Genomic DNA, 16,221 nt, shown 5'->3' on the forward strand with positions numbered 1-16,221 from the left:
TAGTTTTCATATAGAAATTAGTCTTTCCGAGCGTTATCACTTCGTTCTTTTATGTATACGCCTTATGCAATCGATATCCTGCTCTTCCATAATAAAAGAAGAATGTCCTCACTCATGGACATTCTTCATATTGATATGGCTCATTCATAATACGTACAGTATGAGAAGACCGCTGTGATTGCAAGTAAAACATACAGCAGCAGGGACACCATTCTTATCGTCTTTTTATTCATAGACACATACCCCTCTCACGTTGTTAGCCCATTTAGCCTATTATATGAAGCTTTTATGAGAATAGCGCCTGTTCGACCGTCTGAGAGCATAAGTTTTCACTTTACGTTAAAATTATTTTGTGTGATAATATGAGATTATGCATACCGCTCATGTTATGTTAGCAGTTAGCGTCTTTATCCGTTACTTTCTTATTATTTTGTATCATTGAATACACTTAATATCTACACTTAGCTAAGTTTTTGGAGGTCATCATGTCTTTGCTGCTACGCAACCGTGGATCTATCTTATTATTAATGATCAACATCTTTATTGTATTTGTCGGTATTGGCCTTGTTATCCCTATCCTTCCAAAGTATATGGATCTGCTTCATATTACTGGTGGAACAATTGGCTTGATGGTTGCGGCATTTTCACTGTCACAGCTCGTTTTCTCACCACTTGCAGGACGGTTGTCCGATAAATTCGGTCGCAAGCCAATTATTATTATTGGCATGCTAGTCTTTGCAGTATCAGAATGGATGTTCGGCGCAGCTAACACCGTATGGCTGCTGTTTTTAGCTAGGATTATTGGCGGAGTCGGAGCTGCCTTAATTATGCCAGCTGTGCTAGCCTATGCTGCTGACGTAACGACTCGTTATGAGCGTGGACAAGGTATGGGGTATATTAACGCAGCGATTACAACAGGCTTTATTATTGGACCTGGTATTGGCGGTCTTATTGCTCAATTTGGTGTACGTGTTCCGTTCTATTGTGCAGCGGTTGCGGGCTTAATTGCTGCGATCATCACATTCTTTCTATTGCCACCTCCCGTTAAGGCAGAGACCGAAGTGGAGAATCATGATCATGTAGAAGAGAAGGAAAGCATGCCATTGTGGCGACAGCTTGCTTTGTCCGTAAAGGAGCCTTATTTTGTAAGTCTGATTATTATTTTTATCGCTTCGTTTGGACTTGCAAATTTCGAAACGGTATTTACATTGTTTGTTGATGATAAATTTGGATTCAGTACCTTAGATATTGCATACATTATAACGTTCGGTTCCATCGCAGGTGCCGTCGTACAGGCAACGATATTCGGGCAACTGTTAAATAAATTTGGCGAATATCGCGTCATTACGATATGCTTGCTCGGTGCAGCACTTTTCATCGTATTAACCTTGTTTGTTCATAAATACTGGCTCATCTTCGCCGTAACGTTCCTCGTGTTTTTGGCAATGGATATATTACGTCCTGCGCTCGGAACTTTGATGTCGAAAATGACCACCCATCAGCAAGGCTACGTGGCAGGGTTGAACTCAGCCTATACAAGCCTTGGTAATATTCTCGGTCCTATTGTTGCGGGTGCCCTCTATGATGTAAATATCGATTATCCTTATTGGATGGCAGGAGCGGTACTTTTTCTTTGTTTCCTGCTTGCGCTGGCAACAGGCAAAAAACATCTAACTGCACCACAGCAATCGGAGATCAATTAAAAGCGAGCTCGTTACCTTCACAGAGCATGAAGGATGCGAGCCCGCTTTTTTATTTAGTCGGAGTAGCTATTTCTTTAATACTTGCTTACTATGTAGAAACGGAAGTATATCCTCACGTTGCTTTCCTTCAAGCCGCTTAGCCATCGCTTCACTCCAATTGAATTGCTGCTTGCCATTGCTCCGCTCACGAACATAGCTTTTCATTACTTCATTATACTGCCCTATATATTCACGCTGCTTATTGGAATCATAAACATTTTCATGCAGCACGGCCTCCTGTGGAAGACGCGGCCTTAGCAGAGGCTCCTCCGCAGCATAGCCAATACACATGCCAAACAGCGGATAAACCAAATCAGGAAGCTGCAGCAGCTCAGCTACCTTGGTTATATGATTGCGTATGCCACCAACATATAATATGCCAAGTCCGAGCGACTCGGCTGCAATAGCACTGTTTTGTGCCGCCAAAGCGGCGTCTACTGTCGCAATAATAAAGTGCTCCGATAATGCAAGTTTATCGCTTACCGTTGTTGAAGGGATCATGCCATCCACTGCTACGTGTATGCGGTTCAAGTCCCCACACCATACTAAAAATTCAGGTGCTTCTTCAACGTGGTGCTGAGGCCCGCTTAACTGAGCGAGCTGCTTTCGAATTTCCATATCCGTAATGCGCACCACACTGTAGGCTTGCATATTACTTGAGGTCGAGGAGCTTTGTCCAGCGGCAATAATAGTGTGAAGCTGCTCTGTCGTTACTGGTCGATCTGAGTACTTACGAATCGAGCGATGATTATTTAGCAGCCTTATCGTTTCATTCATGTTGTCCCTCTCCTTTATATGTATTCCAATTACACTTCTTAGATACGACGTCGACCATGCTATAGTACTTTACATCGTAATCAACTTTGGACTTTTTGATTACCTTATTATCTTACGATTAAAGTCAAAAAGTTCGTAGTTCAGTACCAAGAAGCTTGGACGATACTAGAAAACGAGGAGCGCAGCGTAGGGACTTACTACGTGAGCACCGGAGTTTTCGGTAGCGTTCAAGATTCGACGTCGACTATGCTATAACACTTTACATCGTAATCAACTTTGGACTTTTTGATTACCTTATTATCTTACGATTAAGGTTACCGTAAGTAAAGGAACCCCGTCCTAGTGACGCCGTTATCCAGTAGCAGTAAAGCAAGGGACAGCCGTGGCAAGCATGGACTGTCCCTTGCTCTATTAAAACGAATTATTCAATATTCTTTTTACGCCACTGACTGTATAAATTGTGCGAGAGCGTTGTCATCGCGGAAACTAGTATACCTTGTATTATTCCATCAACGATTGTCGCTGCTAGAACGACACCACCTGCAATGGCAATTGCCGTATTTACATATGGGATTACCCAATTTGGAATGTTAGGAGTTCTTTTCATCATCCATCCGAAAAATAAAAGCACCGGAATTAAAATTAGCAGTTCTGGCTCCACATATTGCTTAACAAATAAATAAAGTTCGTCCTGCATAATAGCATCCATGTGATCACCCCTTCGCTAGCAGATACTAGCTAATAGCTTGCCACACTATACTATATGCGGGCTATCCATCGCCGTATAGTTCACCCGCCTATGCAATTACAATCTTGGCTTATGTTACACATCATATGGAGTATCACTGTCTGTTCTAGAGTACAAAAAAGAAGCGATGCATCCATCGCTCCTTCGTTCCCATGCTTCTATTGGTGAAGTATAAAACCAATATCTAATATAATATTGCCCTGTTCATCACGTTCATCGAATCTTGGCATCGCATAGCGCTCAAAGAACAGCATAGCTCCTTCTTTATTTCGATGAATCTGCATGCCTTCTTCAGCAAGCTTAGCCATGCAACGATCTTCCTTTGCATAGATATCTGGCTCTTTGCCCTTTAACCAGCAAATTCCTGCCTCTGTTGGTTGAATCATAATAAAGTCATACGTTTCAGGCACTTCCGTATCTGGAGGAGTGAACATCCCAATCCAGTACTGAAACGGTTCGCCTTCCTTATATCTCATAAACCCAAGTGCTGCTTCTCCATCTTCCATCAGCTGTTTACAGGCATCTATACCTCCAGCCGCTTGTTCAATCGGATCAAATAAGCGCTGCTCGATCCATTGCTGCCATTGGCTTGCAAAGCTGCCATTCACACGATCATCCTCGCCATATTTTCTACCAATAAATTTAACTGCTGGTATGCTCTGCTTATATACTTTTACGATCTCCGGCACGAACATTCCTCATTTCATATTGATTTGAAAATTTAACTACAATGGCAAATATTCGAGTTCACGCAAGCATTTCCTGCTATTTTTTAGAAAAAAAAACAGAAGCAAGCATCATTTAATCTGATTCCATAAGCCTAAGCTGCTCCTGAATGCGAGTCGGTATCACTTGACGCAGCTGCTCCCAGCTCATTAGCAGTTCCTCTGGTATGGAATAGCTGCTGTAGCGCCCACTAGGACGAAACCGATAACGCTGTAGATTAGAGTGAACAACACTATTAATTTGTTCGCTCGTTTCTATTACACCTTGAAAAGGCGCTGTTATGATAAGCCCCGCTTCTCCAGCTTCTTCATACGTACAGGTGCTATAGTTAGGGATAAGCGGAAATATTTCCTTCAAGGGGGAGAAGGCATGCTTACCAGCTTGACAATATAGCTTTACCCGTTGCCCCTCAACGTTGCTACGATCTGGAAGAAGGCCCTTAAAGTATTTGCCGTGAAAGCTCGCTTCACAATCAGTGACTGAACCATCCTTACCTACATAGACCCATACATGCTCTAAATCATAGAGATGCTGGATATCGTAGTCCCAATAGATGGCGAACTCAATAACAAGCATCGTGAACTTAGGATCAAGTTTTATCTGTCTACGAAACGAAGGTGACGGCGCTGATTGATCCAGCACCGTCACCCCTACTGCCTGAGGCAGAAAGGGCTCATGCTCATCCAGCTCTAGAATCGGTATATACTGACTTGCAAGCTTTATCGCATCAACGCTCATTGTATACTAGCCTCCTAGCATGAATTACTCATCTATCGTCTATCTATGCAGTTGGTTTAGTTTCATTCACTTTCGCTGTTTACGTTAGCTATTTAATGTAATTTTCAATTCATGCTCAAAAGGCGTCACGAGATTAATCATCACTCTTTGTGCATCACCTTGCGCGATAGCATTGCGCATATGTGTTATGTTGTGCTGCTTTGCTCCTCCGATTAGCTGCATACTATAGGAGCCGCTATGTCCCAAAAGCTCACCATCGCTCCAATGCCATAAACCTTCACCGGCCTTCTGCAGTCCGCTACCAGATAGCTGCATATCTCGAGGAAAGAGCAGTGATAGCTGAGTAATTACATCATGACGCTCGTCACTATGAATGCGTATTAGCCATTCATTATCCCCTTTTATAAGCTCTGCTGTAATCGTTAGCTGCTGCACATGGGTATGCGGTCTTAGATGATGTGGAAGCAGATACCAGGGACTAATCGCCGCCTGGGCAGAAGCAGGCAAATGGTTAGATGGCACAGGTCCATAGTAGCCTTTTTCCTGTGTCGTACTAAATCTGCAGCCATCGTCCGTTTCTACAAAGTTCTCCATCTCTACAACACCCGGCGAAAACGTCGTAGCTAAGCTAACGGCAAGAAGCTTCGCATCTCCGTTACGCAATGAGAAGAAAGATGGTGTACCTGACATAATCAGCGCACTCTGCTTACCTTCCTTATAGCGCATGACAGGTGCACCGAAGGAGGTATGCATACTGCTATGGTGTATGATGCCATGATGTCCAGCTTGCTCCATCTGCTGTAGCTGATCGCTCATCGGATAATTAACATTTAGCACCTTCTTAAAGTTATCGGGTACATCGATACGTGCAATATGCTCAACATTCGGACACGGATAGCACATGCTGCCGAGCAGCGCATGATTGTTAACGGGCCCAAGATGCGTTAACGCTGCTGCTGCTAGGTCATACATCGCTGCAAACAACGGATTACAATCATGCTCGGCCATCCACTGATAGCACAAAAAGTATTCTGATAGATTGTGCCGTACGCCCCAGTCCTGTCTACCAGAATAGTCTGTAACGACCTCACCATCATCGAAGACCAAATAAGCCATCATCTCTAGATTCTTTCTTACGGGCTCAAGCAGCTCTGGCTTTTGGAAGCCTATGCTGCTGTAGATAAACATAATGTTGGTAACGGCATTATAAATCCCATTGCTTCGTTCGGTCCATTCCCCATCATCAGTGCAGTCCAATCCTTCAGCAAGCCATTCCTCCGCACGTGTCCGTAGGCGCTCATCGCCAAAAATACGATATAGGCTACTCAGTGCTGCGGTTAATACCCAGCGGTGATTCGGGGTATGACAACCTCCTGTAAGCATCGCAGGCATCGCACGTTCTAAAAATGTCTTAATCTGCTCTGCCAATGCTTTACCCCGCTCCCATGTCTCATCGCTTAACACCCAATAGATTTGCGCCATACCATTAACGACAAAAGCAGTGTCTGGCGGAGAATTGAAGTTCGTACCACCCAGCGAAATTGTCCCATCCTCATGCTGCCTATTAAGCATAAACTGAGCAGCCTTGTAGAGCGCTTCGGCCACCTCATTGTTGCGATAATATTTAGATTGTTTCGTATATAAAGCTGCTGTCATCGATGCCATATAGGCTGCTGTACCACCATGGCTTGCAAATGCCAGACCGCTATATTCATCGATCACTCCACCGTCATTGCGACTGCCATCTTTAATTTGATGCTGCAGTGCATATCGTACTTCTGCATCGTTTAGCGTAATGAGCTTTTGATAGATTGACTCTTCCATGCTTGTTCATCCCCTGTCCTTGTATTGCTGAACCATTGTAAGCTACCCTAGCCTATATCCTCTTCCCTGCTCATATTTTTTCGATAGTCACTCGGACTAACACCGACATGCTTCTTAAAAGCACGTCCGAAGGATAAAGGGATCTCATAGCCTACTTTTGATGAAATTTCATTAATGCTGCTACTGGTTACAAGCAGCAGCTGCTTGGCGTGCTCAATTCTTAGCTCCATTAGAAAGTCAGCAAAATTAATTCCTAATTGCTCCTTAAAGAGCTGACTGACATATTTACTGCTTAGATTAAATTTCTCACTAATGAGATTCAAGGATAGCTCGGGATTTTTATAATTCTCCTCGATATACTCCCGAATGCTGTGCACCGTCTGTTTGCTGTCCTTTGATCTTACGTAGTCAAGGTATTCATTGTGCGATTGGAGCAGCAGCTCTGCGAGTCGAGGTGCAATTTCCTTCATTGATTCCTTATGCAGTAGTTCATTCCATTCTGGCAGGAGCACTTCTTGACATTGTGTCTTTAGCTCTTGCGGAAGCTTCTCGGCCATCTGCTCAAATAGACTTTTGAAGTATTGAAGCAGATGAACATTTTCTTCATTAGTCAGTACCTCACGTTCAAGATTCGCAAAAAAGCTTGTTACGCGTTCATCCCATCCTTGCTGTCCTAATCGATAATCATAGATCAGCGCATTGCATTCTTGATAGTAAAGGTGAATCTGACCGCTTTTGGAGGAAGCGATTTGCGTATAATGCAACGTTCGATTACAGCCATAGGACAGCTTATAGCGCAAGGCCTCCACGGCCTCATTATAGGAATGAGACAGCTCATCCCAGCTTCCAACATGCTGACCCACACCGATTGTTACCGTCACGCCAAGGTTAGCAGCGACCCATACTCGAAAGGTTTCAAGCTTATTCAGCCACTCATTGCTTTGCTGCTCATGTTCAAACAGATAGATCATCGGCATGCGGTTTAATCGCGTCCACTCAGACCATGTAAAGCCTTTTTCGTGCACATATTCCTGCAGCACATTGCTCATAGCAAATTTGATTAGCCCCTGATCATATGACTTTTTATACTTATCCTCGAATGCTTGATAATGATCAATCTCAACGACAGCTACAAGTGCATGACCAAATTGCTGTGGATAGCCTAGTCTTTCCAAGGTATCCTTCCATTTCTTTTTCCCTGCACCATCGCTCCGCTCCAAAAAATGTACGAAAGCCTGCATTCGCTTATGTTGGTTTGCTTCCTGCACTTGAGCTTCATATTGCATATTTTCATCATTTAATCGTTCAATAGCTTTTTGAATAAAGGAAAACTCATCCGTTGCATTGCCTTTTACCGTGCTTTGCTTCATCTGGAACGATTGAATTTGCTCCACAATGTTTTGAATTGGGCGATAGTTGCGCTTCGTAATAAATAACGTATAAATAAAGCTTCCGATGATGACCGCAATACCGACAGCAATCCAAATTCGCGACAATGTCTGCAACGAGGTAAAGGATAATTTGGATTGTATTCCGCTGGTGAAGTGCCATTGCAAGTACCCGGAGCTTAAAGCGTTCATAATCTCATGATTCTCGATACCGGTCTCTGATGAGGAATACACAATGATATCTTCACCTGCTGAAATCTGCAAAAACGTACGTTCAGGGTCAATCATTTTTTCAATATTTGACAGAAGAGCATCAATCGAAACATTAATCACTACAATTCCTTGACTGCCCATGGGCAGATGTGTTCGCTGACTAAAGGATATAACATCGGTATACTGCGGCTCCTCACCCATACCATCCGTATAGCTGCGAGGTAAGGACCATCTACGGCTTCTGTCCGTGCGCTTAAGCTCGGACAGCACAAAGAGCTGATCTTCGAATTCACTTAAAGACTCATACTCGTTCATCGACAGCACCATCTCATCCTCGATTCGGTACAGATATGCGGATTGTATGATTGGATATTCTAGAACGAGCTGTCTAAGCTTCTTATTCGCTTCGTAGTTCAATAATCGATCATTCGTCGAACCATTAAACTCGAAATACTCATACAGTGCATCGCCAATACGCAGCTCCTCCAGCATGCGACGTTCTATCGTCATGAGGGAGGTCTCTAGCGTATCTGCGATATATTCTGTGGAATACTTATTTGTCCGCTCTGCTTCTTTCATCGATACTTCACTAACTACAAAAATAGCAATGAATACGATAATGGCTATCGTAAGATAGAGCGTCGGAACATAAGAGAGCACTGTTTTGGTATACCAGCTTTTTTTCATAGGCGCACAATCATCCCTTTACAGAACCAAGTGTTAATCCGCTTACAAAATATCGTTGCAGCCACGGATATACAATAAGAATCGGAACGGTAGCAAACATAATGCTGGCCGCTTTTAGACTCTCTGGCATATATTCGACTGCGGAGGCGTTTGCTCCTTCTGCTAATGTCACCTCCGATATCATATTGTTCATAACCATCTGATACAGCTTCAGCTGTAAAGGGTATAGATTTTGATCGGTAATATAGAATAGCGCATCTCGAAACCCATTCCATCTACCAACCGCGTAGAACAAGCTCAAGGTTGCAAGCACAGGCAGGGATAGTGGTAATACGATGCGGAATAGCTTACCAAAATCGCTGCAGCCATCAATTTCCGCTGCTTCGTTCAAACTCTCAGGAATAGTCGAACGGAAGAACGTCACCATAATAATCATATAAAACGGACTGACTAATCCTGGTAGGATCAATACAAGCATAGAATCTAGCAGCTTCAAATCCTTCATGAGCAAATACTCTGGAATTAATCCGCCGCTAAAAAACATCGTAAATACAATAATAAACATAAACAGCTGCTTGCCCTTCAGACTATTAACAGATAAGGAGTATGCAGCCATTGTCGTCATAATCATCGCTGAGCCTGTAAACATCACTGTTAATAGAATGGTAAATAGTAATGAACGTATCATCGTTATATCTGCAAATACGCGTTTGTACGCATCAAAATTCAAGTCAATTGGATAGATCGTAACCTTTCCTGAAACAATCGGTGCATTAGAGCTTAAAGAGACAGACATGATGTGCAGAAACGGTGCAAGGCACAAGATGACGCAGCCGACAATAAATAATGTGTTAATAACATCGAATAACGAAAACTTACTCGTTTTTTGCATCTCAATCGCTCCTTTCTCGCTAGTAAGCTAGATAATGCCTTCATCCGTCGTCTTTTTCGACACATAGTTCGCCGTTAGAATAAATACAAGGCCTACGACTGCTTGGAATAAACCTACAGCGGTTGCAGTTGAAAACTGTCCACTCTGTAAGCCGATACGATAAATATAAGTGCTTAACACATCAGAATAATCTCTAACCATGACATTACCTATAATAAACGGACGATCGAAGCCGATATCGACCATGTCACCAATTTTTAGAATGAATAACACAATAATGGTGGTCCGAATACCAGGTATCGTAATATGCCATATTCTTCTTAGTCGACTAGCTCCATCAACCTCAGCAGCCTCATACAGCTCCTTGTTGATACCTGTAATCGCTGCAAGATAAATGATGCTGCCCCAGCCTACACTTTGCCAAATACCAACGCTCGTATACGTTGCGAGCCAAGCATTTTTTTCTGATAGAAATGGAATCGGGCCAATTCCGAGATCCTCTAATAGCAGATTGATCATCCCATAATTCGTTGCAAACACCTGATACACGATACCGCCAATAATGACCCATGATATAAAGTGCGGCAAATAGAGCATCGTTTGTGCCACTTTTTTGAATTTTTGCAGTCGCAGCTCATTCAAGCAGATGGCCAAAATAATCGGTGCTGGAAATCCAAATACCAAATCCAGGCCGTTCAGCATAAACGTGTTTCTAAGCGCAACATAAAAGCTCTTCTGAGAAAAAATATCTTTGAATACTTCTAGTCCGACCCATTCACTAGCCGAAATCCCTTTGAAAACGTTGAAGTCTTTAAAGGCGATCGTCACACCATAGATGGGCAAATACTTAAAAACGAAAAAATACGCCAACGGTAGAATTAGCATAATATATAGCTGCCAGTGCTTAAGCACGTAACTTTTACGAACCATGACTCTCTCACTCCTCTAACGATGCTTTAAGACAAAGGAGGGCGGGAATAGACCTCCCGCCCATTGCACGAGCCAATATTTATTTCATTGCCTCATACATTGCAGTACGCTCCTGAATAACCTCATTACCTGCTGTATCCATGAAATCCTTTAGCGCTGCTTCATACGTTTGATCGAAGCTATCTGGCTTAGCCATAATAGATTTAACGAGCAATTCCTCGTACTTTTCTAGCATAACTACTGAATATTTAGCTTCTGAATCAAGTGGCTTCTCAAATTTGATTGGCTGACTTACTGCATCCTTATTCGCATATTCTCTTGAGATTGTCGCGATTTCACGATGTTTTTCTACTACGCTTAATGCGTTATATTCGTTATTTTTTTCAGGTGAACCGAAATCAATGCCGTTTGTAATAATGAGCATATCACCAGAGTTGAATAGCAGCTTTTGAGCTTCCTCACTTGAATTACCAACTGGGTAACCGTTTACAAGATCATGATGCAAGCCTTCTTCACCGAAAGCCATGTACTGAATCACTTCATCCTGTGCCATCCAGTTCAAATACTTAACTGCTTCTTCCGCACGCTCACTGAAGGAAGGAACCATAATATACATACCGCTTGGGTTATAAGCAGGCTGTCTATTCTTCCCTTCAAAATCAGTCCAAGGCAGCACTGGAACAACCTCAGCACCCTCAACGTTACCTTCAAGTGTCATAACAACGGAGTTTTCCCCGCCTCCAAATGCTGTACCTGTATCTGCCATATATAATCCTGTGTATCCATTAACGAAATTCTCTTCTTTTTTCTTCTTATCTTTATCTAAAGCAAAGTCTTGATCGAGCAAGCCTTCGTTGTACAGCTTATTCAGAAATTGCAGCGCATCCTTATGACCATCCATCAAAATCGGATACTCACGCGAACCAATCGTTACAGAACGCAAGTAACGCGCCTCGTCCGATTGCTCCTTAATGAAGGACCAAATCACTGGCTCATACGAGTCTGGAGCTAAAGCAAAGCTTAATGGAATCGTTCTTTGGCCACCCAAATTACTCTCCTTGAAGGCTTTTAGCGTCTCGTAGGTTTCTTCAGTAGTTGTCGGTACTGGCAGCTGCAGCTGGTCAAGCCAGTCTTTGCGAATTAAACTAGAATACTTTTGAAGATTTACACGTCTTGCCACAACCGCATACTGTGTTCCCTCAAATACACCGTATTGCAAGGAATCGGCAAGATAATTCTTTATATTTGGTCCATGTTCATCAATAATTGGCCCAAGATCCGTTAAGCCCCCTTGCTGCGCCCAGCTATATGCTGCACCTTCATTGTACGTAAAGATTAAGTCTGGGGCAGTTCCCGCAGCCATTTGCACGTTTAAGCTGTTGATCTCTTCACTGCGCGGGATAGCAACATATTCGATATCTATGTTGTTTGGATCTCCAAAGTTTTTCTGTACGTATTCTGTCATAAGATTATTTGTAACCGTTAATCCTTCGGGCGCATTACCGCGATCGAACACTTCTACTCTTAATTTCACACGTTCCTTGCTTTCATTTTTATTGCTGTCTTGATTACTGCTAGGTGTTGTTGTAGACTTTGAACCTCCTGAATTGCTGTTACCTGTTCCTGTTGAGTTGCTGCTGCACCCTACAATTAAAGCGAAGCAAAGCGTTACAGTGAACAATAATGACCCCATTCTTTTAAGCGCTTTCATATTGCTACCCTCTCCTTTTCTAAAATAAAAAGTGAATATAGCTCAAGAAGCAACCTCGTGGTGTACCTGAATCATAATTGTGCTGCATCCAAAGGGTCAACATACATGATTCTGTCTACTATACAAATCTCTAGATCACGGCCCGCAAGCCCTGTAGTGACGCGGGTTATTGAAAATTAATAAAACTCCACTAAAGTAAGCGCTTAACCAAGTTTCATTAAAAATTGACTTCTTAATTTTATGTATTAACAACATCTTCTTCATCATTGTATGCAATTTATATCATTTTCTCAACAATAAATTAGGGTAAGAGCAGAGGAAATCGCTTGACCTATTTTCCTCTTTTTCTATACTCTTACCCTTAATTCTCTTTCATTCGATCACGATCCAACAATCTTGCTCATGCTCATTACTCAAGTCGGTGAATCCTGCTTTTTTCTATTCAGTATAATTAGAAATAATGCAGATGAAGCAAAGCTGTAAAGCAACGTCACACCTATTGGCATCCACTTCATGCCAAGGGCATGATTCTCATAATTATATAGCACATCCATCATAGCATTGACAGGTGGGAACAATATCGTCACATATTGAATCGCACTCGGCAATAGATTGTTGATTGACTGGGCACTGAATGCAACAACGACAACCAAGGTCAACAGTAAAAATGACATTAAACGGGAACGGATGAATTTCGTACAGAACCAGCAAGTGATGGCTACTGCAAGCCATGATGCAGATAAATGATACAGCAGTGACATCAATAGCTCCGTTATGCTAGGAGCTCTATCGAATTTATAAGTTAGTGCGGGGTATAGCAGAGCAAAGATTGCAAAGGGGACAGTAAAGAACCAGCTGTACAGCAGCTTCGCTATGTATAAAGTGCGTATATTCCCAGCATGTATAATCGATATCGCCTCTTGATTCATCGTTTCATTATCGATAATGGCATAGCTTAGCATCGTTGAAATAATAAATAAAAAGGATACTGAAAAGGAATAGCTCTCCATCACTGGATTAGGTACAACGCTATATATAAAAACAATTCCCGCCAAAAATATAAAGCTAGGTGGGCCAAATCGGTAGGAACGGATAAAGCAAGTATGTAAATAGGATAACAAGGAAATCAATAACATCACCCTACCTTTCTCTGCAGCGAGAATAGTTCTATGCCATTCTTCAGCAGCTCCGTCATAAAGTCGTTATAATCCTTCTTCTGGATCGTAATGATGTTTCGGTTCTCATCTGAAGATTGAAATACGACTTCAGGAAATTGACTAGCAAGTTGCTCTTGCAGCTCTTCTTCTACATAACAAACAATCTCGAAGCTAATCTGGTCGAAGCTTGCTGCATCAGTCATTAGCTCCTCGCTTAGTTTCCCTTGTTGAATAAAATAGATCGTGCTGTCTAGTCGACTTGCGAGTAATGGATCATGCACAGCAGCAACGATGGAGGCTCCTTCTGCTTGAATAGCCTGAAGGGAGGACACCAGATGTTCAGCTGATGGTTTATCAAGTCCTGAGAATGGCTCGTCCAATACAACAAGATCAGGTCTATTAAGTGTTGCCTGCATAATGTTAACCTTTTGCAGCATTCCCTTAGAGAACTGTGTCATTTTAATCGTAGATTGCTCTAGCTGGAACAAGGAATGCAGCTCATCAATGCGCGCTTGCAGCTGCTGTTTCGGAATATGTGCAATTCTTCCCATATGAGTCAAATACTCCGTAGACGTCATTTTAAGCTTAGGCATACGGTCTGGCGCATAGCCTAGCACAATTCCAGTCGAATCTATCAATCTTTCTCCTGCAGTTACTGGAATAAGCCCGCTTATTAGACGAAGCAATGTACTTTTGCCCGAACCATTGCTTCCCATAATGATGATTGAATCGCCTCTTTTAATTTGCAGCGATATATCGGATAACACGATACGATCATTGAATTCCTTCGTAACATGCTTAAGCGTAAGTAATGCATTAGACAAATCTTTCACCACCATCATTAATAAATTTTCCTATAAATAGAATAGCTGGAAAGCTACCCATTAATCAACTCAACATGCGCTATTGAAATATCATCTCAATAAAAAGGCCTACTCCACTTGTGATATGCTCCCATCATAGTAGACAGTAGAAAAAACAAAAACTTCTACTGCTACAATGATGGGAGTTTTTCTAATGTCTAAAAGAAGTCTAACCTCTTTGGAAACGAAATTGTATGTCGTACAGCTATGTTTAGAACACAAATCCAATCCAACCTATGAAGCGAAACAGCTAGGCGTTAGTCCACTCACTGTTCGTGATTGGATAAGAAAATATATGGCGGATGGTTTTAATGGATTAAAGGAATCGAATACATGGAAAACGTACTCGAAGGAATTAAAGCTAACTGCTATTAAAGATGTATTGTCTGGTCATTATTCCGTAGCAGCTGCAATAAAAAAACACAATATTTCAAGTAGAAGTGTCCTGCAGAAATGGATTTCCAAGTATACTGGTGAGATAGAATTGAAACCTACTCGTAAAGGAAGAGGGCTATCTCCTATGAATAAAGGACGTAAAACAACGTTTGAAGAACGCATTGAAATTGCACAATATACCATCGCTAATAACATGGATTATCAGAAAGCGATCGTAAAGTACGGCGTCTCTTATCAGCAAGTCTATGCATGGGTTCGTAAATATCAAGCAGGCAACGAGGATGCTCTCAAGGACAACCGTGGTCGTAAAAAGCCTGTAGACGAGCTAGATGAGCATGAACGTCTTAAGCTACGGATCAAGGAACTAGAAGCTCGAAACGAATACCTAGAGATGGAGAATGCCTTCGCAAAAAAGTTGGAAGAGATCAAGCGACGAAATACACGCTAACCCTTGTTCGACACGTAAACTTGTATCAAGCGATTCAAGAATTGAACAAAGAAAAAGGGTACGCCATTACAAAGTTATGTGCACTAGCGGGGGTAGCTCGATCTGCCTATTATAAGTGGCTAAACTGGACGCCATCTGCCAGGGAAATGGAAGTCCGTTTGTTAGCCAAAGAAGTAAAGCTTCGTTATGACAAGCGAAAAGGAATACTCGGTTACCGTCAAATACGTACTCAGCTCAACCGAAAACTCAAAAAGAAGTATAACAAGAAGCGATATTACCGAATCATGCGGGCCCTTGGACTCAAAGCGGTCATTCGTAGGAAACGGCCAAGCTACGTGAAAACTCCTGAGATCCATATTGTTGAAAATGTAATGAATCGTAGCTTTGATGCCCATTCTCCTAATTCAAAGTGGTGTACAGATGTGACAGAACTGAAGTATGGAAATGGTTGCAAAGCCTATCTAAGCGCGATTATTGATGTGTACGATAACTCCATTGTTTCATGGGTATTAGGTCGTTCCAACAACAATAAGCTCGTAATGGATACGCTGAAGAAGGCTTACGAGAAAAATCCTGGTGTAATCCCGCTCATCCAAAGCGACAGAGGCTTCCAGTACACGTCCCATGAGTATAACCGACTCCATGTGAAATACGGATTTAGGAAAAGCATGTCTCGCGTGAGTCGATGCCTGGACAACCAGCCGATTGAGCGTTTTTGGGGGACGTACAAGTCAGAGAGCTATTATCTTACAAAGTATGACACTTATGAAAATGTCCTCAAGGATGTTAGTGAATATATCCTCTATTATAACAACTATCGCTATACAGAGCGTCTAGGCGGTTTGTCACCAAATGAATACCGGCAAGCTGCATAATAAAGAGACCCCAGTTCCATTCAAATGAGCTGAGGTCTCCAAGCAAATTATTTTTGTTATTTACACTGTCCACTTGACAGGGTGCACTTCACTTGGAGTAGGCTGC

At 42.3% G+C, this 16,221-nt stretch carries 14 protein-coding genes; 3 read left to right on the forward strand and 11 right to left on the reverse strand.

Features of this window, described 5'->3' with window-relative positions; all coding sequences use genetic code 11:
* Positions 1-485 precede the first annotated feature (485 nt).
* Entirely contained in the window at positions 486-1,703 is a 1,218-nt protein-coding gene (locus tag NSQ99_RS13535) for an MFS transporter (protein ID WP_340837197.1), read from the forward strand.
* A 66-nt stretch (positions 1,704-1,769) separates the two neighbouring features.
* Here NSQ99_RS13535 and nfsA read toward each other — a convergent pair whose 3' ends face one another.
* The 11 genes from nfsA to NSQ99_RS13590 all read right to left on the reverse strand — a co-directional run bounded on the left by nfsA (position 1,770) and on the right by NSQ99_RS13590 (position 14,375).
* Positions 1,770-2,519, reverse strand: coding sequence for an oxygen-insensitive NADPH nitroreductase (gene nfsA / locus NSQ99_RS13540; RefSeq protein WP_340837198.1), 750 nt, complete (start codon positions 2,517-2,519; stop codon positions 1,770-1,772).
* A gap of 421 nt (positions 2,520-2,940) precedes the next feature.
* Positions 2,941-3,228 (reverse strand): phage holin family protein, encoded by a 288-nt coding sequence (locus NSQ99_RS13545; protein ID WP_251665764.1) that lies wholly within the window; start codon positions 3,226-3,228, stop codon positions 2,941-2,943.
* 197 nt (positions 3,229-3,425) lie between these two features.
* Positions 3,426-3,956: an AraC family transcriptional regulator gene (locus NSQ99_RS13550; RefSeq protein WP_251665765.1), complete on the reverse strand. Its 531-nt coding sequence runs from the start codon at positions 3,954-3,956 to the stop codon at positions 3,426-3,428.
* 112 nt (positions 3,957-4,068) lie between these two features.
* A complete protein-coding gene (locus tag NSQ99_RS13555) occupies positions 4,069-4,731 on the reverse strand; it encodes a hypothetical protein (RefSeq protein ID WP_251665766.1) in 663 nt (220 codons plus the stop codon).
* 84 nt (positions 4,732-4,815) lie between these two features.
* Positions 4,816-6,555 carry a hypothetical protein gene (locus NSQ99_RS13560; RefSeq protein WP_340837200.1) on the reverse strand — a complete coding sequence of 580 codons (1,740 nt, stop codon included), beginning with the start codon at positions 6,553-6,555 and terminating at the stop codon, positions 4,816-4,818.
* Positions 6,556-6,602: 47 nt separating this feature from the next.
* Positions 6,603-8,843 carry a helix-turn-helix domain-containing protein gene (locus NSQ99_RS13565; RefSeq protein WP_340837202.1) on the reverse strand — a complete coding sequence of 747 codons (2,241 nt, stop codon included), beginning with the start codon at positions 8,841-8,843 and terminating at the stop codon, positions 6,603-6,605.
* A 10-nt stretch (positions 8,844-8,853) separates the two neighbouring features.
* On the reverse strand, positions 8,854-9,735 hold the full coding sequence (locus tag NSQ99_RS13570) for a carbohydrate ABC transporter permease (protein ID WP_251665769.1): 882 nt from the start codon (positions 9,733-9,735) through the stop codon (positions 8,854-8,856).
* Between the two features lie 27 nt (positions 9,736-9,762).
* Positions 9,763-10,665: an ABC transporter permease gene (locus NSQ99_RS13575; protein WP_251665770.1), complete on the reverse strand. Its 903-nt coding sequence runs from the start codon at positions 10,663-10,665 to the stop codon at positions 9,763-9,765.
* Positions 10,666-10,744: 79 nt separating this feature from the next.
* The gene (locus NSQ99_RS13580) at positions 10,745-12,376 is read right to left on the reverse strand and encodes an extracellular solute-binding protein (RefSeq protein WP_340837203.1); all 1,632 of its coding nucleotides are present in this window, start codon (positions 12,374-12,376) and stop codon (positions 10,745-10,747) included.
* Positions 12,377-12,789: 413 nt separating this feature from the next.
* On the reverse strand, positions 12,790-13,386 hold the full coding sequence (locus NSQ99_RS13585; RefSeq protein ID WP_340837205.1) for a hypothetical protein: 597 nt from the start codon (positions 13,384-13,386) through the stop codon (positions 12,790-12,792).
* 125 nt (positions 13,387-13,511) lie between these two features.
* Positions 13,512-14,375, reverse strand: coding sequence for an ABC transporter ATP-binding protein (locus tag NSQ99_RS13590; protein ID WP_340837206.1), 864 nt, complete (start codon positions 14,373-14,375; stop codon positions 13,512-13,514).
* A gap of 175 nt (positions 14,376-14,550) precedes the next feature.
* Between NSQ99_RS13590 and NSQ99_RS13595 the strand changes: the two genes are divergently transcribed.
* Both NSQ99_RS13595 and NSQ99_RS13600 read left to right on the forward strand, forming a co-directional pair.
* On the forward strand, positions 14,551-15,240 hold the full coding sequence (locus NSQ99_RS13595) for a helix-turn-helix domain-containing protein (protein ID WP_340834466.1): 690 nt from the start codon (positions 14,551-14,553) through the stop codon (positions 15,238-15,240).
* A 20-nt stretch (positions 15,241-15,260) separates the two neighbouring features.
* Positions 15,261-16,115, forward strand: coding sequence for an IS3 family transposase (locus NSQ99_RS13600; RefSeq protein WP_340834468.1), 855 nt, complete (start codon positions 15,261-15,263; stop codon positions 16,113-16,115).
* The last annotated feature ends 106 nt before the right edge of the window (positions 16,116-16,221 follow it).

Source organism: Paenibacillus sp. FSL W7-1287, assembly GCF_038004245.1.
GTDB lineage: Bacteria > Bacillota > Bacilli > Paenibacillales > Paenibacillaceae > Pristimantibacillus > Pristimantibacillus camelliae.

Excerpts from the sequence above, each read along its gene's own strand:
- NSQ99_RS13590 (WP_340837206.1), bottom strand. The coding sequence starts at position 14,375 with ATGATGGTGGTGAAAGATTTGTCTAATGCATTACTTACGCTTAAGCAT.
- nfsA (WP_340837198.1), bottom strand. The coding sequence starts at position 2,519 with ATGAATGAAACGATAAGGCTGCTAAATAATCATCGCTCGATTCGTAAG.
- NSQ99_RS13555 (WP_251665766.1), bottom strand. The coding sequence starts at position 4,731 with ATGAGCGTTGATGCGATAAAGCTTGCAAGTCAGTATATACCGATTCTA.
- NSQ99_RS13560 (WP_340837200.1), bottom strand. The coding sequence starts at position 6,555 with ATGGAAGAGTCAATCTATCAAAAGCTCATTACGCTAAACGATGCAGAA.
- NSQ99_RS13565 (WP_340837202.1), bottom strand. The coding sequence starts at position 8,843 with ATGAAAAAAAGCTGGTATACCAAAACAGTGCTCTCTTATGTTCCGACG.
- NSQ99_RS13585 (WP_340837205.1), bottom strand. The coding sequence starts at position 13,386 with ATGGAGAGCTATTCCTTTTCAGTATCCTTTTTATTTATTATTTCAACG.
- NSQ99_RS13535 (WP_340837197.1), top strand. The coding sequence starts at position 486 with ATGTCTTTGCTGCTACGCAACCGTGGATCTATCTTATTATTAATGATC.
- NSQ99_RS13580 (WP_340837203.1), bottom strand. The coding sequence starts at position 12,376 with ATGAAAGCGCTTAAAAGAATGGGGTCATTATTGTTCACTGTAACGCTT.
- NSQ99_RS13570 (WP_251665769.1), bottom strand. The coding sequence starts at position 9,735 with ATGCAAAAAACGAGTAAGTTTTCGTTATTCGATGTTATTAACACATTA.
- NSQ99_RS13595 (WP_340834466.1), top strand. The coding sequence starts at position 14,551 with ATGTCTAAAAGAAGTCTAACCTCTTTGGAAACGAAATTGTATGTCGTA.
- NSQ99_RS13575 (WP_251665770.1), bottom strand. The coding sequence starts at position 10,665 with ATGGTTCGTAAAAGTTACGTGCTTAAGCACTGGCAGCTATATATTATG.
- NSQ99_RS13545 (WP_251665764.1), bottom strand. The coding sequence starts at position 3,228 with ATGGATGCTATTATGCAGGACGAACTTTATTTATTTGTTAAGCAATAT.